Genomic DNA, 21,146 nt, shown 5'->3' with positions numbered 1-21,146 from the left:
GACGTGAGGCCTGATCATAACCAAGACGCGCTAGTTCCTGAATCGTTCCACTCCCCGATGCTAAGGCAGTAAGTTCGTCCTGGAGTACTTGTAAGGGATAAGGGAGGACGTTCTCCACACCGTAGCCGCGCAGCATCGTCGGAGAGCTTGGCGAATGAATAGCGAATAGCAGGAAAAAATTCGCGAAACCAGATGAAATGAGTGGCGGAGCAGATCAGCAGGCGTCCCCGCGACGATAGGCCATCATCACTGACTCGGAGCTGAAATCGAGCAGCGTGTGAGATTTGGCGTGGTCAATGTTGACGGATTCGCCCGTAAGCGGATTCGTCCGATCGTCAGAACTAGGCTAGGTTGGATTCGACAAAGTCCCAGTTGACGACCTTCCAGAAGGCATCGACATACTTAGGCCGCTCGTTGCGATAATCGATGTAGTAGGCGTGCTCCCAGACATCGCAGGTGAACAGTGGCTTCTGGCCTTTAGTCAGTGGATTGCCTGCGTCTGGCGCTTGCTCTACCGCGAGCGAACCGTCAGGTTTCTGAACTAACCAAGCCCATCCGCTGCCGAACAAGGAATTCGCAGCTTCGCTAAAAATCTTCTTAAAAGCGGTAAGATCGCCAAACGCCTGATCAATTTCTTTAGCCAGGCGGCCGCTGGGTTTGCCGTGCTCCTTCTGAGGTGCGAGACATTTCCAGTAGAAACTGTGATTCCAATGCTGGGCCGCATTGTCGAAGATTGGGCCTGCGCCTGCGCTTTTGACGATCTCTTCTAAGGGCATTTCGGAGAATCGTGAACCGGTAATAAGTTCGTTAAGCTTTTTCACGTAGGTTGCGTGATGCTTTCCGTGATGAAATTCGAGGGTTTCCTCGGAGATGTACGGAGCAAGAGCTTTTTTCGAATAGTCCAAGGCGGGAAGCTTGAAGGCCATGAGTATACTCTCCGGTGTTGATGGTTTATTGCTCGAAGACGGACGGCGCGATCTTTGATCTCAGGACCAGGCGCGATCGCTTCCGACGAACTTAAAACCTCTAAAAGCAATTCGCTAGAAGATGTCGCCAGGACGCCCTCAGGCGCGCGAGCCCGCTAATTACGCCGGCGTCTTGGAGGAGAGGACATTGGCAATTTCAGTTTGGGCTCGCGCGCCTGAGAGCGCTGAAGTTTAGTCTGATGCGGTCTTCGTCACGTGGAGCTTGTTATCGACCTCGCGCACACCTTCAGTCGATTGCGCCAGTCGTTCGGCACGCGCCGCCTCTGCCTCCGAGGCGACCCGGCCGCGTAACGTCACAACGCCGGCAACGGTGCGGACATGGATGTCCCCATGTTCGGTCGCCTCGTCCTCATGTAACGCCGTTTTCACCTTGGCGGTTATCTTGGTATCGGTGAGCGCTGTAGCCGCGCCGTGGTAAGTGTCCTTCGCAGCAGTAGCGGTATCAGAACCAGCGCGCTCCATGGAGTGACCGGCCGCATCCATCGAATCACTCGCGCTAGGGTGTGACTGCGCGAATACCGGACCAGCCATGCTAACGCTTAGAATCGCCGCCGGTACTACGAATTTCCAAGTCTTTTTCAAATTCATAAGCTACCTCTTAACCTTAAAAACCGCTGAGCTAAGCCGAGCTCTCGTCGGCGAGTTGCTTCAGTCAAGCTGTTGAGACTTGAACCATTTTTCGATCGCTTCGCGCTGATCACCGCTGCGCTCCTGAATTCGGCCGATCAACTTTTCCATGCTGCCCTCAGCCGCAGTCACGTCATCATCGGTCACCTTGCCCCACTTGCGCTTGATCTCTCCGCTGAGTTGCTTGAACTTTCCCTTGAGCTGATCACTGTTCACCTGGATAGTGTGCTCCCTTTTTGAATTCCGGCGTCAAGTTGCCGGTAACCTGAGATACAGCAAGAGCAAGGCCATGAAGAGTTGAGGATTTCCCTCAACAATTCAGATCTTTACAAAGTAATTTTTGCAGGCTACCAGCGCCGAGCCGCTCTCAAGCCGCTGGCTGGATTTGCGGAATCGAATTAAGAATTGGCCGGGTGAAATTTTCGGAAATGTCAGCCGAATTGATGGGCGGATCAGGGGGGAACCGGAGAGAGCATTGGAGTCTGTAATTTGGGCAGCGCGCCGATTACGACGTCGGCTTTTGCGGTCAAGCCTTCGGTGGCTGCATAGTCATGATCATCGAACGCGCGTCGCGCACTGCTGGCCAGGCTTTCCGCGGCCTTTAAGCGCGCGGCATCCTGGTTGCTGAGGCCTATGCGATTCACTCGGCCGAGCGCGTCCTGCACTACATTGAGGTTCCGCTCAGCCTCATCGCGCGGATTCGCGACAGCCGGCGTCTCGAGCGGCGTCGCTTCCGCAGCCATTGCGCCGTCGGACGGCGTCGGCTTGACGGAAGGCGATCCTTCAAGGGTCAGGCCGCTGGTGGTCGGCTCAGCGATCGGGGTCTTGGGCACAGGTGTCGACTGTGTCACTGCGGGAGACTCTGAGCCAGTTATTTCGGGCCTTTTGCGAGGTCTCCGAGGCTTGGCGTTTACCACGCGAGGAGTGGACGCCGTCGCAGATGCGGCTGGAACCGGCGGAGCTTTTGAGCTGCTTACGGTCTCAGCCGGCGCTTTGGTGGGCGCGACGATCCGGGAAATCTCCGCGCAGGCGACAAGAACAAATGACAAAATTCCCAGTGCTACATCGCGCAGACAGGAGCGCGCAGCGCGCAACTCAGTGAAACGCAGGGGCTTTGGACGCAGTCGAACCATCTATGGCAGCGGTCAAGGCGATAGTGCAGATGGTGCCGCGCTTGATCTGTGAATCCAAGTCAATTTTGCCGCCATTTAATTCCACTGCGCGCTGGGCAAACGGTAGGCCGAGACCGTTACCGCCAGACTTAGTTGTGTAGTACAGGTCAAAAATTCGTTCAAGTTGGGTCTCGCTGATGCCTTGGCCCTCGTCAGCTATCTTTATCTCAACTAGTCTACCTTGTCGTTCTGTCGCCAACCGAAGCTTTCCGCCCTCTGGCATCGCCTCGACTGCATTAGTCATTATATTCGAAAGGGCTTCAGAGATCATTCCGCGATCGGCGCGCGCGACCAGCGGCTCGCAGGCGAGATTGAACTCGACGATTATCTTCTCATAGCGCAAACGCGCAGCAAGCTCGCGAACGAGCGTGTTCACTTCAAAGTCGGTCGGCTTCAAATCGGCTGGACGAGTGAATTTCAGAATCGCCTCGATCGCCTGGTCGACCCGATCGACTTCTTGGCGCAGGCGGTCAACGTGACGTCCGACGCTGTCACCGCCCTCCTGCCGGAGCAGTTCGAGTCGCATGTTCATACCATGCAGGGGGCTGCGCAGCTGGTGCGCCATTCCAGAGATCAGGGCGCCCATGCGTGACAGCCGGTTCGAATGGTCGAGGGCGGTCTCGAGTTCCCTAACCGGTCGCATATCGCGAAAAACCATCAGTAATCCAGCGGGCGTATGTCCCTGACCAACCCGGAAAAAGGAGATCAGAAGACCCGATCCATCCGGCAATTCGACTGGAACGTTATGCGCTTCGACGCCGGTCGTGATCGTCGAATTCACCAGACTGACTAACGGATGCTCCGCCCCGAGCAAGGTAGCGAGAGGGATGCCTTCGACGGTCCTCGCGTCAGCTGCGAAGCATTCTTTGGCGGGCGCATTCGCGAACAGCACGACGGTTTCCGCGTCGAGCAGTGCGACCGCATCGCCGAGTGAACGAACCACGTCGAACAGATGGCTGCGTTCGGCGCCAAAGTGCGAACGGCTGATCCGAACCTGCTGCGCCAACTCATTGAACTTGGCGGCGAGCGAACCCAATTCCCCGTTTCCGGTGATCGGCACCTCGGCTTTGCCGCCGGCGGCGAGCAATTCGAAACCGCGTCGGATCGCGGTAAGCTGCCGCAGGATCTGATTAGCCATCAACGAGATTGCCAGCCAGGCAATCGCTGCAATAGCCAAGGTCGCGAGTACAATTGCGGCCACGAAGTGGCGCAGTTGAGCCTCGATGAGGTCGGTTGAAACTTCGACCGCGATAGTCGCTATCTTGCGATTTTCAATCGCGACATCGCGCCGCACCGAGTACATGCCGCCGCGGAGCAATTGGGGCAGCAGTGTGGTCGTGAGCCAAAGCGAACCCCCAGACTTCAAATCGGCAAGCGGGCGTGTCGGCCTGAGCTGAGTACCTTCGCCTTGCCCTTCACCCGCGACGACTATCGTGCCATCTGGCGCCAGGATGCAGACGTTGACGACAGCGCGGCCAAAAGCCTGAGTCGAGTCGAGTAATTTTCTGAGCGCGACGGAATCCTTCAGCGAATTGTCGAACTGTCCTTCCGGGCTTCGTACGGTCGAGACTTGCATCAAGTCGAAGATTTGGTTGATCATGAGGTCGGCGCCGCGCGCAAGGTCGTCCACTGAGCTGGCCGCCAGATAATCCAGCGCAACCAGCCCCATAGCCAGGATTGGAATGAGGAGCAGACCGAGAATTACCGTCGCGAGTTTCGCGCGTAAACGCATTCAGTTCCAGAACCTTCGTGCAGCAGAGACCTGCTTGGGCGAGGTGATCATGTTGGCTGCCCGAAGCGCTCAAGCTTGTTGTACAAAGTCTTGGCGCTGATTCCGAGCACCTCGGCGGCGCGGGTTTTGTTGCCGCCGGTAAAGTCGAGAGTGCGCGTGATCATCTCCTTCTCCACGTCGTCCAGTGTTGAGCCGAGCTGGATTTTTACAAAACCTTCATTATCCGAACCGACGGCGCGGAAATCCTGCGGCAGATCGTGCTTGCGGATAATGCGATTTTCGCAAACGATTATCGCGCGCTCAATGATGTTGCGTAGCTGCCGGACATTGCCCGGCCACGGATGCGCGCGCAAAATCTCCATTACCTCATCGTCAACGCCGTCAATTTCCTTGTGATTTTGCCGTGCGTATTGCGTCAAAAACATTTGCAGGAGCTGCGGCAGATCGTCGCGGCGCTCCCGTAGCGGCGGCAACTGGATGTTGAAGACATTGAGGCGATAAAACAGATCCGAGCGCAATTTACCGTCGCGCACGGCCTGCTCGATGTCGCGATTGCAGGCGGCAAGAACGCGAACATCGAGCGGAATCTCGACGGTGCCGCCGACCCGGCGCAGCTTCTGTTCTTCGATCACCCGCAGCAGCTTAGCCTGCAGTTCGGGCTTCATCTCCGTAATCTCGTCGAGTAGCAAGGTGCCGCCATTGGCCAGCTCGAAGCAGCCTTCTCGCCGGCGGTCAGCGCCCGTGAACGATCCGCGCTCGTGACCGAACAGCTCGCTCTCCATGAGAGTCTCGGGAATCGCGGCGCAATTGATCGGAACATAAGCACCCGTCCGTCGCGGCGACATCTCATGGATCGTGCGGGCGACCAACTCCTTGCCGGTCCCGCTCTCGCCGGTGATTACCACCGACGCTGCTGACTCCGCCAACTGCTCGACCGCCGCCAGCACTCTGCGCATCGGCAGCGACTGGCCGAACAACGCCCCCATTTCCCCTACACTGATTAGCCTTCGCCGCAACGATTGGTTCTCTGAACGGATTTGCAGATTCTCCACGAGATTTTTGAGAATCTGGCGAAGATGCGTCGGATCGACCGGTTTGCGCAGGTAGTCGAGCGCCCCTAATTTGATGGCCTGCACGGCGTCCGGAATCTCGCCGTGACCCGAGATCATGATTGCAGGTAGGTAGATTCCCAACTCGCGCACGTCGCGCAATAATTCCAGTCCGTTCTTGCGCGGCATCTTGAGGTCCGCGATCAGAATATGCGGGTGAAAGCTGTTGATTAGTTCAAGGGCATTTTCACCGTCTTGGGCTACTTCTCCCTTGTATCCCCATGCTTCGAGAGATTCCCGCCATTCCTGGTGCGTTGAGACCTCATCTTCTGCGACAAGAATTCGCGTTTCTAGCGCCATTTTGCCCCTCGAGATCCTTCGGGCCAATCAGCATTAAAGATGCCTAATAAATTCTTCTGCGAATTCAGTAGAATCTCCGTTCAATTCTCCAATAATTGCACGATGTGAGTAAAAATTACACTCTCTCGAAATTATCTCTGCTTCTACCACTGTCACTGCGACTGGGCTTCTACCACTGTCACTACGACTGGAACCAAAGTCTTAGACTCTGCCCTCAGGAAAGCTTTATCGGGAATCCAGAAGAATCAACCATGCTCGTCATCGGAGATTAAAAAGCCGTTAGCGCCTAATAGTTTAATGGAGGCGTACCGTACAGAGTCCAGCTCGGTGGCCCCATCGTTGCACTCGTCAGTAACCAGACCGCGCGTAATTTCGCGGTCAAATTTGCAAAATGGAGACGGAACTTATGGACCACAACAAAGGCGACAAGAGCGGAATGGATAAATCGAAGGATCAGCAGGGCGGTCACCAGGATCCTCGGCGGCAGTCGGAGCAGCAGCAAAAGACCGGTCATAACCCTGCGCATCAGCAGAATCCGTCGCGTCCGGATGATAAGAGCGCGGGTCGCCCGAGTGATCCGATGAGAAGCGATAAGCACGGCTCTGAGCGTCCGAACAAGTAATCCATCTCAACCATCCTCCGGCTGCTCGAGTGCGGGCGGCGGTGCTGATTGGCGACGACTCCGGGGCGGCGCGGATTAAATCCGGCCGCCCTTCCTTCTGTTCCCGAAAGAACATATCGGCGGCCCGCTTGAGGGCCTTGCTCCGGTCCGTTCGTTAGGATTCGCTTTCGTATTCTGTCATACTTAGCGCCTGCTCGACTTAGGCGTCTGCTTTGCCTGAAAGGATGCGATGTCGCAGCGAAGCCGACTCGTCACCGTTTTCATTACGACCGCCGCAATCTTGAGCGCCTGCCTGGCCATCGACTTCGTAGTGTGGCGGCTCGCCCTTAAAGCCAGTCACACCGTGGCCTACCATCGGATGACCATTGAACGTGTTCGCGATTTGGTCGCGGCGGTTGCGGACGCCGAAACCGGACAACGGGGTTATCTACTTACTGGGAAAGATTCTTATCTGGAGCCATACGATAATGGTGTCGCTCAGGCGCGCATTCTGCTTGCTGAGTTGCGACAGACGGGGATGCACGAGCTCTCCGTCTCCGATGTCACCGAGATTGCCACACTGGTCGCTGCAAAACTCGAAGAGCTCAGCGAAACTATTACATTGCGTCGCACGCAGGGATTACCGGCAGCACAGCGATTAGTCGAAACCAACCGCGGCAAACGGGCAATGGACGCATTGCGGCTACGGGCGGCGCAGCTGATTGCGGCCCAAGAGTCAACTTTGGACGCGGTAATCGATCGCGCGGCTGATCTCGAGCGCTATCGGACAATAGTCTTCGCCGTCAGCGGAACGCTGAACCTGCTCGTGCTGCTCTGGGCCTTTCGGATGATCAGGCTAGAATCCGCGAGCCGCGAAGCCGCCTTGCTCGAGCTCCACCGGCAAAAGGGCTTGGTCGACGTCACGCTGATGAGCATTGGGGATGCCGTTATCGTCACCGATAATGGCGGACGGATAACCCTTCTCAACGAGGTGGCCGAACAACTGACCGGGTGGAAGAAATCTGATGCCATCGATCAACCATGCGGTCAAGTTTTTCACATCGTTAACGAGACGACCAGGGAGGTCGTAGAAAGCCCGGTCGACGTAGTGCTGCGCCTCGGCACGATTGCGGGGCTCGCCACTCATACTCTGCTGATTCGAAAGGATGGCAGTGAGATTCCGATTGACGACAGCGTTTCGCCAGTAAAGGATGCCGCGGGCCGGACCCTTGGCGTCGTACTCATTTTTCGTGACGTTGCCGTGCAACGAACCGCCGAGCACGTATTGGTTGAAAGCAACCGCGCCTTGGCCGCAGCCAACGCGGCGAAAGATCAATTTCGCGCGACCCTGTCGCACGAACTGCGAACCCCGCTGACGCCGGTGCTGGCGGTGCTGACGGCCTGGGAAAGTCGCAACGAATTGCCCGCCGCGATGGTTAGTGACGTCCGCATGATGCGGCGCAATATCCAGGACGAGGCCCGCCTGATCGACGATCTACTCGACCATGCGCGAATAGCGACGGGTAAGTTATCGCTTAATCCAGAAATGCTGGACCTGCACGAGGTTATGCGTATGGTCATTGAGACGGCGCGCGGCGCCGTCAATGACAAGAGTCTCGAGCTGTCGTTGCACTTCGACGCCGCAGATGCCTACGTCGAAGCCGATCGGGTTCGGATGCAGCAGATTTTTGCAAACATTCTGAATAACGCGATCAAATTCACGCCCGCCGGCGGCCGAATAGATATTATGAGCGCCAACGACCGCGAAGGTCGCGTCAGCCTGACAGTCGCCGATACCGGGATCGGTATGGGCGCCGACATTCTTCAACGACTTTTTCAACCTTTCGAGCAGGACCGGGAGGCGATGGCGCACGGAGGTTTGGGTCTGGGGATGGCGATCGCGAAGGCGCTGGTCGGGTATCATCAAGGCGCCATCTCGGCTGAAAGTGCCGGACCCGGCAAAGGTTCGACCTTCACCGTCTCGTTTGCCACCGCCGAGGCCCACCAAACCGCGAGGGCAGTGGCCAGCACGAGCGCGGCTCCGGCGGCGCCACGCGGGGCGGCTATTCTAATCGCAGAAGACCATGTTGATACAGCCGAGGTGATGACTCGACTGCTATGCAATCTCGGCCATCAAGCCGAGAGCTGCGGTACGCTCGCGGAGGCCCTCGTTCGGATTAGGCAACGCCATTTTGATCTGATTATTACCGACGTCGGCCTGCCCGACGGAACCGGCATCGAGCTGCTTCATCATATACGCGAACAATCGTCCATCCCTGCCATCGCGATGACCGGCTACGACACCGAGACTTACAAAACAGAATATGAAAAAGCCGGCTTCAACGGCTATTTGACGAAACCCGTAAGCTTTGATCGACTCGACGCGATGATTAGCCAGCTCCTGCAAGCTTATCACAACGACGGAAGCGCCGCGGGCTGAGCGTGAATCTATGAGTTCGAATTTCGCATTGGGCAGCTGTTGAAATGCTTTCGATTGGAGTAGCTCGCAGACTCGCCTGCTCGCTACGATAGCGTAGTAGGTAAAATCTTCAGACCGCGCAGCCGTCGTCGGCACTCGCATTAATAATTACTTGATTGCCCGCGTCTTTTGATTCGGCTCTTTTGGCTCGCCTATTGCTCGCTTCGTCTGGGAGCGCGCCCGCGACCCTAATCGGAAGCTAAGCGGACTGAAGGCGCCAACTCCTCGGGAGAAACATGATGAATGAGTTCAAAATCGACCTGAAAGCTCTCAAAGAACGCGCTCGCAAGCATATGGAACAGGGGGCAGTCACGGAGAGCTATAAGGGCAACCGCGAGGCCGTGGTCAATGTACTCAATGAAGCCTTGGCGACTGAGTTGGTCTGCGTTCTGCGCTACAAGCGCCATTACTATGCCGCTTCCGGGATCGACTCAGACGCGGTTAAAGCCGAGTTCCTGCAGCATGCAACAGAGGAGCAACAACATGTGGACTGGATTGCCACTCGTATAGTCCAGCTCAATGGCGCTCCGAATTTCAATCCCGAGGGCTTGGCCTCGAGAAGTCACTCGGAATACGCGGAAGGCACCACTCTCGTCTCGATGATCAAGGAAGATCTGTTTGCCGAACGGATCGCGATCGAATCGTATTCCGAGATCGCACGCTGGCTCGGGGACGCGGACCCGACTTCGCGCAAACTGATCGAGGAGATTCTTAAGGCTGAAGAGGAACACGCCGAAGACCTCAAGAGTCTGCTCGAAAAGCAATAGCGTTTAAGCCAGGAGTATGAACTTTATAACGGAGGGAATCAGGTGAGGCTGATATTATTCGTTTTGTTAATCCTTCTGTTGATTGGAGCTCTGCCAGCATGGCCCTACAGCACTGGATGGGGTTATTATCCGAGTGGCGGGCTCGGCGGAATAATTATTATCCTCCTGGTTCTGGCACTACTCGGAGTGATATGAAGCGCCAGGAGCTAAGATGAATAGCCGCAAGTACGCTACAATATCGTTTTTTGGAATCGCGGCCTCGGTCATATCGCTTTTGGCTATTGCCGGATGCAAGGACACCTCCGCCCTGCTGCCGCACAAGCTCGTGGCAACCGCCGGTGAGCACTCAATCCCCATGTATCCAGATGAGCCAACTTTCCTGAAAGTAGCGGGACGCGCGCAACAGGGTGGCGTCAGCGGCGCGGTCGGTGACGTGCAAAAACAGTTCGAGGCGAAACAGATCGACGATCAGACCGCCGTCGATATAGTCTCGAGCGATAGCAATGGCGCCGAAGTCCGGATCAGCAACGGTCCCATGCGCGGACAGATTGGATTTGTCGCTGCGCAGAATGTGGACTAATCGCAGCAGAAGCGGAATCCCGAGCGGGACAGCGGCGAATCGCGACTGTTGCGCATATCACCGCGGAAACTAGTCACCGCGGAAACTAGCCCCGGCCAGTGAGAAGCGATCGCTCGAAGACAACCGGCTGAGATGTTACTTACTGGGAGCTGGTATTCTGCCCTGAACGGAATGATCAAAGCCGGGCAGAATTGCTTGAATGAAGGCATTCCGAAGAACCTCCACAATCGCCTGCCAAGTGCTCAAATTCGGGCCGTCCAGCCGGCCCTTGAGATTAACCTCGGTCGCAACCTGCTGAGTCTCCCGGCTCTTCAGAAGATGCGCCGCACCGCCAATCGCCAGTTCTTTAGCCTGATGCAAAACGCCAGTGTTTTTGTCCTTTTTATAGTTGTACACTTCGATGTTCGCGAACATTGGCTTGACATATCCAGTGATCTCCTGGTTGTCAACGGTTACTTGAGAATACACCGACAACTGCCCCGCGGCCACGTCGAAGCGTCCATAAGCGCGTAACAGATTATTCATTGATTGCAGGCTGGTCCCGACAATCGCAATGCTTATCGTAAAGGCAGGACCTTCCGGGCGAGCGAGAAAATCTCCAACTACCTTGGTCGCGCCGGTGTCCATGAATTTTCCTTGAAGGAGCAAATTCGCCGGACCCTGCTGCTCGTGGTTCGATAAGTTCCTCACGGCCAGGTTGGCATCATCGAGAACAAGCCGATAGTGCGGATTCTTGGTTTCATCCGTAAACGCAAAGCTGCTATGCCGTACATCTAATTCACGCACGTCAATGTGTACTTTTGGCCGGTTGTTCTGTTTGTGAATCTCTTTGCCCACTTCTTTTATCCGCCGAGTCTCGGCCTGCTGAGTCGCTGTCTTGTGAACATAGTCAACCTTGACGCCGTCGATGGTCGCGATATCGACCTCAGCGTTGGTAACGGCGGGTGAATATTCGATTTCGCCGCTGCTTGATAGGTGGCCTCCGTCCAGCGTGACATTAGCTGCGCGAATCTCGGGAGCAAATGCACTCAGCGGCGCATTTTTTATAGCGAAACGTACGCGTCCGCCCGGAAATGGTTTCTCAAGAAAATTAGCATTGCCGTCAATGGTCGCTCTGCCAGTGTCGAAGACGACGAGAGTCGCTTGCAGTTTGGATGGATAGATGTCGTTGGGTGACTGGATGTTGCGGATATTGTCGCTCGTAAAGTTGACTTTCGCCAAGTGCAGGGGCGGACTTGCAGGGTCTTGGATATAAACCATGTCGCCGTCGACGATGGTGAAACGATTTATCTTGAGCGGATATACCTGCTCGAGAACGTCTTGCCATCCCTCTTGTTTTAAGGGGACCTTGCCGTGGGTCTCAGCGGCCAACTGCTGCCGGTTGATGTGCAGCCGGGGCTGGGACAGGAGGATGTCGGCAACCACGCGCCGCGCCAGGAGTTGCCGCCAATCGATGCGGAAGCGCAGCAGGTCAGCGTCGGCAACCGGCGGACTCGGATGCGCCAGCTGTACTATTGTTAGTCCGCGCAGGCTAAGGGTGCCGTCGAGCAACTGGAGGTGGGCGCGCGCCAGGGTTACGCGATAACCTTTGAGCGTCCGGTTCATCGCCGCTTCGGTCCTGGCGCGTACGATGTCATCGAGGAAATAGGACGTTATGCAGACCGCTGCTACAAGCAATGCGAATGAACTGCTTAACACCAGAAGGATCGGATGTTTGTGGTAGGGCCGAGTCGCTAATGACGAAGAGGACATATTATACGGTTTGTCTTGCCGAAAGTTCTGAGAGGTTTGCGCTTTAGTCTGGGAGTCTCTGCGACGAAGCCCGGTGGTTCTGCGTTTGATGTGCAGAAGATATGCCATCTTTCTTTTCTGCGAATTTCCACTGCATCGGTTTAAATCGTTGAGTTTTGCTTCGGAAATATTTACACTTTTTGTCCTATAAATATGGAAATCCCTTCAAAGCTTCGGCGCCAGTCCTTCGCCGCGCTTCTCCTCATCAGCTGTCTCGTGGCGCTCGGCACGGGGTGCGCGAATCAAAATGCATTGCCGCAACCGACGGTGCCTGTCGTGGCGCCGCCGCCGGCGCCCTCGCCACCGATAAGCACCGGCAGCAACATCACACACCCCGCGATCGTACAATCGAAAACTGTAAAGGCCTCCTATCAGGGCGCCGCCACTGCCGGGCATGTGACCTCCAGCGGCGAGCCATACGACCCCAACGCTCTGACGGCGGCATCGCGTACTTTGCCGATTGGTTCAACGGTTAAAGTAACTAATCCCAGTACCGGCCGAGCGGTTAAAGTGCGCATCAATGACCGCGGACCCTTTGTTCACGGCCGAAGTTTGGACCTTTCTAAGCACGCCGCCGAGAAGATCGGCCTTACTCACAAGGGCGTAGCTCGAGTCAAAGTGACGCCTTTGAATTCACATACAAAAACCGCTGAGTCTCAAACGTCGTCTTCAAGCGAAACGCCGGTGGCGGACAAAAACACCGCGGGTACATCACAAGACCCCGCCGCCGAACAGTAATATCAGGCCCTGCTGATCACCCCCGGACAGACGGGCGATTGGACGGTTTCGCGGCGCCGTTGGTGGAGTGTCTGGTCTTGGGCGGCGGCGTTATCGAAATCTGGAGCAAGTGGCCGCCAAGATCGAAGGAGTGAGTAATCGGGTCGCCATTGACCTGGACTTTCGCGCGGTTGGCCGTGACGCCAGTCACGCGCGGCGCGGCGCTATCCGATCGTCGGGCGCGCAGCATGGCAAAGGCCAAATCGGTATAGACCCCCACCAACTCATCGACGCTAAGTCGCCCGCGCGGATCGTACCAGCGCGCCACCGAGGTCAGCATCTGCAGTAGTACAAAGGTCGTGACGCGCGAGTCCTCGACGATGAACTCACCGGCCGCCACGCCACGTTCGACGATCGCGTGGACCTTATCGGTGTAGAGGCGCTGCAATTGTTTAACCGCGCGATAATTTCTGGGGGTCAGGCTGCGCATCTCCGTCATCAGAACGGTGGCCTCTTTGCGGTTGACGATATGGTAACCGACGTGGAACGCGACGAATTTGCGCATCTGCTGCGCGGGCTCCGCGATGCCGGCGATGGTGTCGTCGAACTCGTGCAGCAACTTCTCGGTGCTATCTTTCATCAACCAGAAAAGGAGCTGCGGTTTGCTCTCGATGTAGTTGTAGAGCGAGCCCGCTTGCAGGCGCAGCTTGCTTGCCAGGAGACGCAGATTCATGCCCTCGTAGCTGCGCTCAGCGAGCAGTTCGATCGCCGCGGCGCGCAGATTACGTAGCGTCTCTGGACCTCGTGAGCCGGGTTTCCGCATCAAGTTTGCCTCATCGGCGTGGCTGTCCGCTTAGCCTCCAGTCTGCCTGTTTCGGCTGCGCCGTGAAAGGCGATGACGAGAGCTTGACAGACCTGCGCGAATTATTCTAGAAACAAACATGCGTTCGTTTATAAAACGGCCGGCCGTTAGTTAACAACAATCGGCAGAAATGTGAAGAGGAGTTCAAACGATGCCAGAATTCGACTTAGTGGTGAAGAACGGGATGATCGTGGACGGGACACGGGCGCCGCGGTTCCGCGATGACATCGCAATCAAGGACGGGCGCATCGCCAAGATTGGGCGGGTGCAGCCGCACGAGGCGGCCAAGGTGCTCGACGCCAGCGGGCTGATCGTAGCGCCGGGCTTTATCGACTTGCACACGCATTACGACGCGCAGATTTTCTGGGATCCGTATCTGTCAATTTCGAGCTGGCACGGCATCACCTCGGTGGTGATCGGCAACTGCGGCTTCGGCTTCGCGCCAGTGCACAAGCAGGATCACGAGCGCGCGATGCTGACGATGGTGCGGACCGAGGCGATTCCGCTGGCGTCGATGCAGGCGGCGATGAAGTTTGACTGGGAGAGCTATCCGCAGTTCATGGACGCGCTCGATCGGCAACCCAAGGGCGTCAATCTGCTGCCGAATGTGCCGATGAATCCGCTGCTCGGCTACGTCATGGGCATTGACGAGTCGAAGACCGGGCGGATGCCGACCGCGCAGGAGCACGCGACGATGCGGCGGCTGCTCAACGAGGCGATGGACGCCGGGGCCAACGGCTGGTCGGCGCAGCGTTTGAAGCCGGACGGGCCGTCGTCGGTGCAGCGCGATTTCGACGGTTCGCCGATGAACACCGACATCATGCACGACGAGACCTGCTTCGAGATGGCGAAGGTGCTGGGCGAGCGCGGCGAAGGCTTCCAGGAGCTGACGCTGGTGAGCTGGGATCCTAAGCAGGATGCGAAGCACTTCGAGGAGCTGGCGGAGCTGAGCGGGCGGCCGATCATGTACCAGGCGGTGGCGACGCAGGACCGCTATCCGCATCGTCATCGGAACACGTTGAAGTGGCTGGAGCGCTGCCGTCAGAAGGGCTTGCGGATTTACGGCCAGGGCGTGACCACGGACGCCGGCCTGAGCTTCACTTTCGAGGACTGGAATCTGTTTGACGATTCGGACGCGTGGCGCGAGTGCACAACCGGCACGGTGGCGGAGCGGCAGCAGAAGCTCGGCGATCCGCGCAAGCGCGAGGCGCTCAAGAGCCAGATGCCACGCGAGAGCCTGATCACGAGCTACTTTGATCAGATCATCATCACGGATTGCGTCAAGGCGGAGAACAAGAATCTCGAGGGGCTGACGCTGCGCAAGGCGGCGGCGCAGACCGGCAAGCATCCGGTGGATGTGATGCTGGACTTGGCGGTGTCGGAGGGGCTCAAGACCGAGTTCTTTGCGCCGGCGGTCAATCAGGACATGGATTTGATGAAGGACCTGGTGGACACGTCGAATATCGCCTTCGGGGTTTCCGACGGCGGGGCGCACACCAAGTTCCTAACTGCGGGACGTTATCCGACCGAAGGTATTGTGAAGTTCTGCCGCGAGAAGGGCTGGCTGTCGCTGGAAGAGATCCACTGGCGGCTGAGCGCGCTGCCGGCCTTCTGCGGCGGCTTCAAGGATCGCGGTTTCCTGCGCGAGGGCGCGCCGGCCGATGTCGTGGTCTACGACTTCGACAAGCTCAACGTGAAGCCGATCGAGATCCTTCACGACCTACCAGGCAACGAGTGGCGGCGCGTGCAGAAATCCGAAGGCTACCAGTGGATGATCGTCAACGGGCAGGTGACCTTCGAGGGTGATCAGTGCACGGGGGCGACGCCGGGCAAGCTGCTGCGCCACGGCGTCGGGGCCTGATTCCGACGATACCGAGACCGCAGAATAAGCAAGACTAAAGCAGACGGCCGGTGGGCATCGCCCACCGGCCGTCATTGTCAGCGCCGGTACGTCAGCAAAAAGCGTTAATAGATGGTATCGGGCGCGCGATCGCGCAAACTTCAGGGCTCACGCACCTCAAGCGCCCGCATGAAGTCATTGAGCAGATCGCGCCAGTGTTCGATACCAACCGAGATGCGCACTAGCGATTCGGTAATTCCTGCCGCTTTCAGCTCATGCGGCGTGAGCTCACTGTGCGTCGTCGTCAGCGGATGACAGGCGAGGGTCTCGACGCCGCCGAGACTGACTGCGTTCCTGCCGATCTGTAAGCGGCGCAGGAAATCGAAGGCGCCGGCCTTGCCGCCTTCTATCTCAAGCGAGAGCAGGGAGCCCGGATAATCGGTCTGCGCGTCCCGAATGCGAAGCTGTTCCGGATTGGTGAAGAGCGAGGGATAAATCACCCGCTTGACGCGCGGATGGGTAGCGAGTTGCTCGGCGATGCGCTGCGCATTTTTGCTCTGACGATTCATGCGCAGGGCAACCGTCGAGAGTCGCGAATCCAGAATCCAACACTCGTCCGCTTGCAGGATGTTGCCCAGCAGCGCGCGCACGCCGCGCAGATGCTGGACTAGCTTGCCATCCGCGGCGAGCACTGCACCGGCCAGCAAATCGCTGAACCCGCCGAGGAATTTGGTCGCCGAATAGATGACGAGATCGGCGCCATGAAGCAGAGGGTGCTGAAAGGTTGGGCCGAGCAGAGTGTTGTCTACCGCGAGCAGGGGATGGTTCTTGTGACGCGCGATCGCCTCGGCAGCCTGTTTGAGATCGGTCATGATCAGCGTGGGGTTGGCCGGCGTTTCGATCAGCACGAGGCGCAGATCGTCGTGCCCGGTAATCGTGGCCGCCAGGCTTGCCGAATCGCCGGCCGGCACCGGAATGGCGATAAAGCCCAACGGCTCGATGAGCTGGTGAATAAGATGCTGCGTCCCGCCGTATAATGGCTGCGTATACAGTAATGAGCCGCCGCGCTCGAGGAAGCCGGTCAGGACCGTGAAAATGGCGGCCATCCCGCTATTGAACAGCGCCGCCGCCGTTGCACCGCGTTCTAACGGCACCAGGTGATCCTCGGTAATTTGCGCGTTCGGATGGTTGAGCCGCGCGTAGATCAGTTCCTGGCCCTCTTCCGGCGCAGGCGCGATCTTCCCCAGCACAATCGCGAACGCCCGTTCGGCCGCCTCCGGGCTCGAGAATACATAGGTCGAACTCCGATAAACCGGTGGTCGGGCCGAGCCGACCGATAACTCGGGATCGAAGCCACTGGTCAGAACCGCGGTCTCGGGCCGCACTCGATAAGATAGCGTCGGCATAAGCCCCTCCTTTGCTCGCGCGCTCATCCAATCATAGCGGAGTGCGGGCGTAGTCCCATCACCGAAATCGGCTTGGCATAGGAGCGGCCTCAGGGAAAGTGACGATGACGCCGGATCAAATCGACCTGACCGATCTCGACTTTTTATGGATGGAACGCAAAGCCATTTATCTATTCGCGATCGTTTATTCGTTCGTGATCGTCACCGGGTTGCCGTCGAGCTTGGTGAAGGTGATGCTGAACTTCTCATGATAGGTCGGCGCCATATCCCTGAGATAGCTGATGGCCACCGCTTCGCCCAGCGTCAGCGACCAGTCGGTATCCTTACGCCAGTGGATGCCGGCGTGCACGCCGTGACCGAAGCTGACGTTGCGCGCGAGTTTGTTTAATTCGCCGCCAATTGTGATCGCTCCCGCATCTGAGCCGGTATAGGCAACGAGCGAGAGTCCATCGCTCGAGGGGACGAGCGGATTCGGAATGACATAGCTCTCGTCGAAGAAGAACTTCAGCATCGTGATGCAAGCGCCGCCGACGGTGCCGTGGCCGGTGGGGTAGGACGGATGGGTTGGCGAACCTTCCGGAAAGGCCTGTGACAGCAGATAGGTCCCGTGTTGGCTGAAGCTCTGCGCCACCGCTCGCGAGTTCAGAATATTACTCGCCAGATGAGCCTCGATTTTACTCTGGTTGCCGCTCAGAATCTGCTGCACCACGCCGCCGCCCGCCTCCGGTCGATGGATCAGATGCACCAGCCACTTCTGCCACCAGACGCGCTGCAGCGCACGCGTCGCGACCGTGCCTAGCGCCGCCGCGACATCCGGTCCGCCGAAAGTACAGAAGCTGTTCTGTGTCCGTGATCCTACATAGGGGTTACCGGGGTTCACCGGTGTATTCAAAGTCCCCAGAACCAGCAAAGCGATCAGGTACTCCTGATACAGAACGTCGATGTGAGTATAGGCCGCCAGGCCCCGCCCATCGTGCAGATAGCGCAGGACCGAGTCAGGTTGATTACGCAGTCCGGTGTCGATGCCATTCTGTACTTTGAAGAACGTCGTCGTGTCGGTCATGTAGTCGATGCCCGGCAGATACGTCGTCAGTAACTGATCAATCGACAACTGGCCCAGAGCCGTCGGCGTGATCATCAATTGCGACATGTAGGGTCCGACGGTTTCGCCCGGGAAATTACCGCGGAACAGAAGATTGGGAGTAACGTTCCCGCTGCCGTCGCGCGGCCCGCGGTAGTCAGTTTGGGCGCCCAGCTCCGCCGCAGCCGCAGCCGCCGTCGAGTTCGCGATGTAGTCGGTGAAAGCGACATCCCGCAGCATCGAAGCCCAGTACATCTCGATCAACTGCGTGCCGTAGGCCGAACTCGAAATCTGGTCAAACGGCGGAACCACCGGCAGCCCGGCCGGATCGCCGGGTGAGGGCGCGTTGCCGAACTGCGCGGAATCGCTGCCGCAGAGATCGAAGGCATAGGCGCCCTGCGGGCCGTTCTGCGTGCGCGTGCCGCCGATGATCATGGCTTCGAAGTCGCTGTTTTTGCCGCTGTTCAGCGCTTTCTTGAAAGACAGCCAGGCGGCCGGATTGACCACGCCGATATCGTCCTGCAGGAGGCCCTTGCTGTAGCTCGCGGACTTGTCGGAGTAGCGTTGTTCGTCGCCATTCGTGGTATGCGGAGGAACCGGAATTTGGGATTCCTGAGTCGCGGTTGCGACGCGCAACGCGAAGGACTCGCGGACCCGTGGATTAGAGATGCTTGGGGATAGGTTCGTACTCGCCGCCGCGGAGCTGGTCGCGTCGGCGGGTTCGGCGAGCGCACCACCAGCCGCACCGAGCACTCCGGCCGCGACGGAGACCATCCCCACCCGCCCGATAAAGCTGCGGCGGCTAAGGCCCTCTTGCTTCGAAGCCGAAGGCGAAGAAGCTTCCTTCGGCCCGAATCCTAAGGTCGATACGGTCGCGGGGTCTTTAGGTAACATCCAACTCTCCTGTTCTGGCGGCCCCGCTTTTTTTGCTTCTATCTATCTATCTATCTATCTATCTATCTATCAGGCGTTTAAAAGGATTGAACAGAGTTGTTCGATCGTGTCATCGAGCACAACACCGTTTTTGCACATACCGGATGTTGCGGGCAAGCTTGCTGAAGTAATCCGAAGGATGGTGTCGCGTGAGTGTCAGCTTCGCGAAAGTGCGGACGAGAGCATAGTCCTTCGCGTCTTGAGAAACATCTTTGAAATCAGGTAGTTAGTGGCCGGACAAAGGATTGTCTACCGAGAGGATTCGCAGAGCGAGAAGATAAAGTCCTCCAAAGTCGTCGATTTTGCTGGTTTGCTCACGGCATACTAATTGCTAGATAGACTTTTGGCGCGTTGCTTCTTTCCCCGAGAACTCTGCGCTTATGTCCCCAAGCTAGGCCGGGCTGTATTCCGTTGGCCTTCCCCAAACCAACGGGTTTTCAGCAGCCCGGCCTTTTTTTGCGCAAAGGACGTCCCGTTGTTTTACCGGGCGTCCCTAAAATCCTGACACCCTAATCTTGACTCGCCCGCGCGCGACAATTCCGTAGCAGAGTTAACCTTATGTAGTCGCGATTGCGGCGTGGAGGCGGAAGAGGTCCGCAATCGTCGCTGGCGGACGCCGGCCGAGTCCGCACTCCGTTGCTATACCGAAATCGGTGACGGCGCTGGCCGTCGCGGCGAGACGACGGCGCGCGCCCGCGAGACCGTCGGTGAAGTGCACCAGCCCGAGGTAGAGCTCGGTCCCTGACGCGCGCTTCAATCCGCGCAGCGGCGCGAAATAGGCGGCGTCATCGCGCTCGCGCGGGACCGGGAGGTGAATCCAATTGTCCGTGACGACACCGTGGACATCGAACGCGCGGCAGCCGGCGTCGCAAGCGACGCCCCAGAAGCCGGCGGCCAGCCCGGCACCTTCCAACCATTCAATGTTGCGGAGCGAGCCAAGCGACGCCAATACCACATCGACTTCGAGCGTGGTTCCGTCGGAGAGACGGACCCGCCGCACATGCCCATTTGAGTCCCCTTCAAGCGCCTGCACAGAGACGCCGAGGCGCAGATCCACTCCATGGGCGCGTTGGATTTCTGCGGCAATCGCACCGACCACGCCGCCGAGCGCGCCCGCCAGTGGCGCCGCAGCGCGTTCCGCGACGGTCACCTCAAGTCCGAGTTGGCGGCAGACCGAGGCTACTTCCGAGCCGATGAAGCCGGCCCCGATGACCAGCACGCGCCGGGGCTTGGCGGCCAAGGCCGCTTGCAGACGCTGCGTCATCGTTGGTGCGAAGCGTGTAGACACCCTCGAGCGCCGCCTCCGCGGGATTCGGCCACGGCCGTGAGCGGACTCCGGTTGCGATTAATAACCGATCGAATGGAATCTCCTCGCCATTTGCCAAGTGCCCATCCGGTTCGCGCGATCTAAGCGGGTGGCCGCCACGCCCAACCGCCACTCCGCATCGACCGCGCGCAACCGCGGCAGCTTCGTATGGTCAGCGGGCACCCAACCCTTGAGCACTTGCTTCGAGAGGGGAGGGCGATCATACGGTTCGTCTGGCTCATCTCCGATGATTGTCAAGAAACCCTTAAAGTCTGCTTTGCGCAAGGCTTCAGCGCACCGAAGCCCCGCCAACGAAGCGCCAACGATGACGATCCGGCCACGTGCCTTAAGGGCGTCGAAAACAGTTTGTACGAGACGCGTTCTTTCTTCGGACGTTGGATCACTCATGGCTTTTGTGGCTCGCCATCATCCAACTGATCCACGATAATGGCCTGCACTGGACAAGAGGTCGTGGCTCGCAGGACGCGCAGGCGCTGTGAATCATCCGGATTGGGATTGTACATTAGCGCCTCTTCGCCGTTGAGTTGGAGCACGTCCGGTGCAAGAGGAACGCATTGCGCATATCCTTGGCAGCGATTCAGGTCAACCACAATTCGCATGGGACTCTCTCCTTCAGCGTATCGCGCGGAGTTCGCTATCTTAGCGTCGATTTTCTCTGCTGCAAATTGGACTTTGGTACAATGCTTCACACCCCACTGGCCTTACCCCCTCGAAGTATCCCACCGATAGGTTAGTGTCTGCCGGAAAGGAAGGCGGACATGAAGCGAGCGCGGTTTAGCGAGGAGCAGATCATCGGCGTTTTGAAGGAGGCGGAGGCCGGGGCCAAGGTCAGCGAA

General features: G+C 57.9%; 17 protein-coding genes and 1 pseudogene. 6 read left to right on the top strand and 12 right to left on the bottom strand.

Annotated features, from left to right (window positions below; translation table 11 throughout):
* Window positions 1–341: 341 nt before the first annotated feature.
* From VKS22_10540 to VKS22_10515, 6 genes are all read right to left on the bottom strand, one after another.
* Window positions 342–926: a superoxide dismutase gene (locus VKS22_10540; protein HLW71047.1), complete on the bottom strand. Its 585-nt coding sequence runs from the start codon at window positions 924–926 to the stop codon at window positions 342–344.
* Between the two features lie 231 nt (window positions 927–1,157).
* On the bottom strand, window positions 1,158–1,574 hold the full coding sequence (locus VKS22_10535; protein ID HLW71046.1) for a BON domain-containing protein: 417 nt from the start codon (window positions 1,572–1,574) through the stop codon (window positions 1,158–1,160).
* 60 nt (window positions 1,575–1,634) lie between these two features.
* The gene (locus VKS22_10530) at window positions 1,635–1,829 is read right to left on the bottom strand and encodes a CsbD family protein (GenBank protein ID HLW71045.1); all 195 of its coding nucleotides are present in this window, start codon (window positions 1,827–1,829) and stop codon (window positions 1,635–1,637) included.
* A gap of 236 nt (window positions 1,830–2,065) precedes the next feature.
* On the bottom strand, window positions 2,066–2,464 hold the full coding sequence (locus tag VKS22_10525; GenBank protein HLW71044.1) for a hypothetical protein: 399 nt from the start codon (window positions 2,462–2,464) through the stop codon (window positions 2,066–2,068).
* A 244-nt stretch (window positions 2,465–2,708) separates the two neighbouring features.
* Complete coding sequence (locus VKS22_10520; protein ID HLW71043.1) at window positions 2,709–4,517, bottom strand: ATP-binding protein; 1,809 nt, start codon at window positions 4,515–4,517, stop codon at window positions 2,709–2,711.
* A gap of 47 nt (window positions 4,518–4,564) precedes the next feature.
* On the bottom strand, window positions 4,565–5,926 hold the full coding sequence (locus tag VKS22_10515) for a sigma-54 dependent transcriptional regulator (GenBank protein ID HLW71042.1): 1,362 nt from the start codon (window positions 5,924–5,926) through the stop codon (window positions 4,565–4,567).
* Window positions 5,927–6,777: 851 nt separating this feature from the next.
* On the opposite strand from VKS22_10515, the gene VKS22_10510 reads away from it, so the two are divergent.
* The 3 genes from VKS22_10510 (at window position 6,778) to VKS22_10500 (ending at window position 10,353) form a co-directional block, all read left to right on the top strand.
* Window positions 6,778–8,967, top strand: coding sequence for a CHASE3 domain-containing protein (locus VKS22_10510; GenBank protein ID HLW71041.1), 2,190 nt, complete (start codon window positions 6,778–6,780; stop codon window positions 8,965–8,967).
* A gap of 278 nt (window positions 8,968–9,245) precedes the next feature.
* Window positions 9,246–9,773, top strand: coding sequence for a ferritin-like domain-containing protein (locus tag VKS22_10505; protein ID HLW71040.1), 528 nt, complete (start codon window positions 9,246–9,248; stop codon window positions 9,771–9,773).
* 211 nt (window positions 9,774–9,984) lie between these two features.
* A complete protein-coding gene (locus VKS22_10500) occupies window positions 9,985–10,353 on the top strand; it encodes a hypothetical protein (GenBank protein HLW71039.1) in 369 nt (122 codons plus the stop codon).
* Between the two features lie 135 nt (window positions 10,354–10,488).
* Here VKS22_10500 and VKS22_10495 read toward each other — a convergent pair whose 3' ends face one another.
* The gene (locus tag VKS22_10495; GenBank protein ID HLW71038.1) at window positions 10,489–12,213 is read right to left on the bottom strand and encodes a DUF748 domain-containing protein; all 1,725 of its coding nucleotides are present in this window, start codon (window positions 12,211–12,213) and stop codon (window positions 10,489–10,491) included.
* Window positions 12,214–12,360: 147 nt separating this feature from the next.
* Here VKS22_10495 and VKS22_10490 point away from each other — a divergent pair, with 147 nt between their 5' ends.
* Window positions 12,361–12,882, top strand: coding sequence for a septal ring lytic transglycosylase RlpA family protein (locus VKS22_10490; protein ID HLW71037.1), 522 nt, complete (start codon window positions 12,361–12,363; stop codon window positions 12,880–12,882).
* Window positions 12,883–12,898: 16 nt separating this feature from the next.
* Here the strand turns inward: VKS22_10490 and VKS22_10485 are convergent, their stop codons facing one another.
* Window positions 12,899–13,684: a TetR/AcrR family transcriptional regulator gene (locus tag VKS22_10485; protein HLW71036.1), complete on the bottom strand. Its 786-nt coding sequence runs from the start codon at window positions 13,682–13,684 to the stop codon at window positions 12,899–12,901.
* A 190-nt stretch (window positions 13,685–13,874) separates the two neighbouring features.
* Here VKS22_10485 and VKS22_10480 point away from each other — a divergent pair, with 190 nt between their 5' ends.
* Window positions 13,875–15,584, top strand: a complete 1,710-nt coding sequence (locus tag VKS22_10480) for an amidohydrolase family protein (GenBank protein ID HLW71035.1) — start codon at window positions 13,875–13,877, stop codon at window positions 15,582–15,584.
* A 140-nt stretch (window positions 15,585–15,724) separates the two neighbouring features.
* On the opposite strand, the gene VKS22_10475 is transcribed toward VKS22_10480, so the two are convergent.
* The 4 genes and pseudogenes from VKS22_10475 to VKS22_10460 all read right to left on the bottom strand — a co-directional run bounded on the left by VKS22_10475 (window position 15,725) and on the right by VKS22_10460 (window position 20,909).
* Window positions 15,725–16,969, bottom strand: coding sequence for a PLP-dependent transferase (locus VKS22_10475; protein HLW71034.1), 1,245 nt, complete (start codon window positions 16,967–16,969; stop codon window positions 15,725–15,727).
* A gap of 184 nt (window positions 16,970–17,153) precedes the next feature.
* On the bottom strand, window positions 17,154–18,944 hold the full coding sequence (locus tag VKS22_10470; GenBank protein HLW71033.1) for a vanadium-dependent haloperoxidase: 1,791 nt from the start codon (window positions 18,942–18,944) through the stop codon (window positions 17,154–17,156).
* Window positions 18,945–19,539: 595 nt separating this feature from the next.
* Window positions 19,540–20,697 (bottom strand): annotated as a pseudogene (locus VKS22_10465) (NAD(P)/FAD-dependent oxidoreductase).
* Window positions 20,694–20,909 (bottom strand): ferredoxin, encoded by a 216-nt coding sequence (locus VKS22_10460; GenBank protein ID HLW71032.1) that lies wholly within the window; start codon window positions 20,907–20,909, stop codon window positions 20,694–20,696. The pseudogene VKS22_10465 and the gene VKS22_10460 overlap by 4 nt, the downstream one beginning before the upstream one ends.
* A 159-nt stretch (window positions 20,910–21,068) precedes the next feature.
* Between VKS22_10460 and VKS22_10455 the strand changes: the two genes are divergently transcribed.
* Window positions 21,069–21,146 (top strand): transposase (locus tag VKS22_10455; protein ID HLW71031.1); only part of this gene is annotated, 78 nt, incomplete at its 3' end.

It is taken from the genome of Candidatus Binataceae bacterium (assembly GCA_035308025.1).
In the GTDB taxonomy this organism is placed as follows: domain Bacteria; phylum Desulfobacterota; class Binatia; order Binatales; family Binataceae; genus JAJPHI01.
Note: the sequence above shows the minus strand (reverse complement) of the source record. Positions and strands in the feature narration are given on the sequence as shown.

Excerpts from the sequence above, each read along its gene's own strand:
- VKS22_10540 (HLW71047.1), bottom strand. The coding sequence starts at position 926 with ATGGCCTTCAAGCTTCCCGCCTTGGACTATTCGAAAAAAGCTCTTGCT.
- VKS22_10535 (HLW71046.1), bottom strand. The coding sequence starts at position 1,574 with ATGAATTTGAAAAAGACTTGGAAATTCGTAGTACCGGCGGCGATTCTA.
- VKS22_10520 (HLW71043.1), bottom strand. The coding sequence starts at position 4,517 with ATGCGTTTACGCGCGAAACTCGCGACGGTAATTCTCGGTCTGCTCCTC.
- VKS22_10515 (HLW71042.1), bottom strand. The coding sequence starts at position 5,926 with ATGGCGCTAGAAACGCGAATTCTTGTCGCAGAAGATGAGGTCTCAACG.
- VKS22_10510 (HLW71041.1), top strand. The coding sequence starts at position 6,778 with ATGTCGCAGCGAAGCCGACTCGTCACCGTTTTCATTACGACCGCCGCA.
- VKS22_10505 (HLW71040.1), top strand. The coding sequence starts at position 9,246 with ATGAATGAGTTCAAAATCGACCTGAAAGCTCTCAAAGAACGCGCTCGC.
- VKS22_10500 (HLW71039.1), top strand. The coding sequence starts at position 9,985 with ATGAATAGCCGCAAGTACGCTACAATATCGTTTTTTGGAATCGCGGCC.
- VKS22_10495 (HLW71038.1), bottom strand. The coding sequence starts at position 12,213 with ATGGCATATCTTCTGCACATCAAACGCAGAACCACCGGGCTTCGTCGC.
- VKS22_10485 (HLW71036.1), bottom strand. The coding sequence starts at position 13,684 with ATGCGGAAACCCGGCTCACGAGGTCCAGAGACGCTACGTAATCTGCGC.
- VKS22_10480 (HLW71035.1), top strand. The coding sequence starts at position 13,875 with ATGCCAGAATTCGACTTAGTGGTGAAGAACGGGATGATCGTGGACGGG.
- VKS22_10475 (HLW71034.1), bottom strand. The coding sequence starts at position 16,969 with ATGCCGACGCTATCTTATCGAGTGCGGCCCGAGACCGCGGTTCTGACC.
- VKS22_10470 (HLW71033.1), bottom strand. The coding sequence starts at position 18,944 with ATGTTACCTAAAGACCCCGCGACCGTATCGACCTTAGGATTCGGGCCG.
- VKS22_10460 (HLW71032.1), bottom strand. The coding sequence starts at position 20,909 with ATGCGAATTGTGGTTGACCTGAATCGCTGCCAAGGATATGCGCAATGC.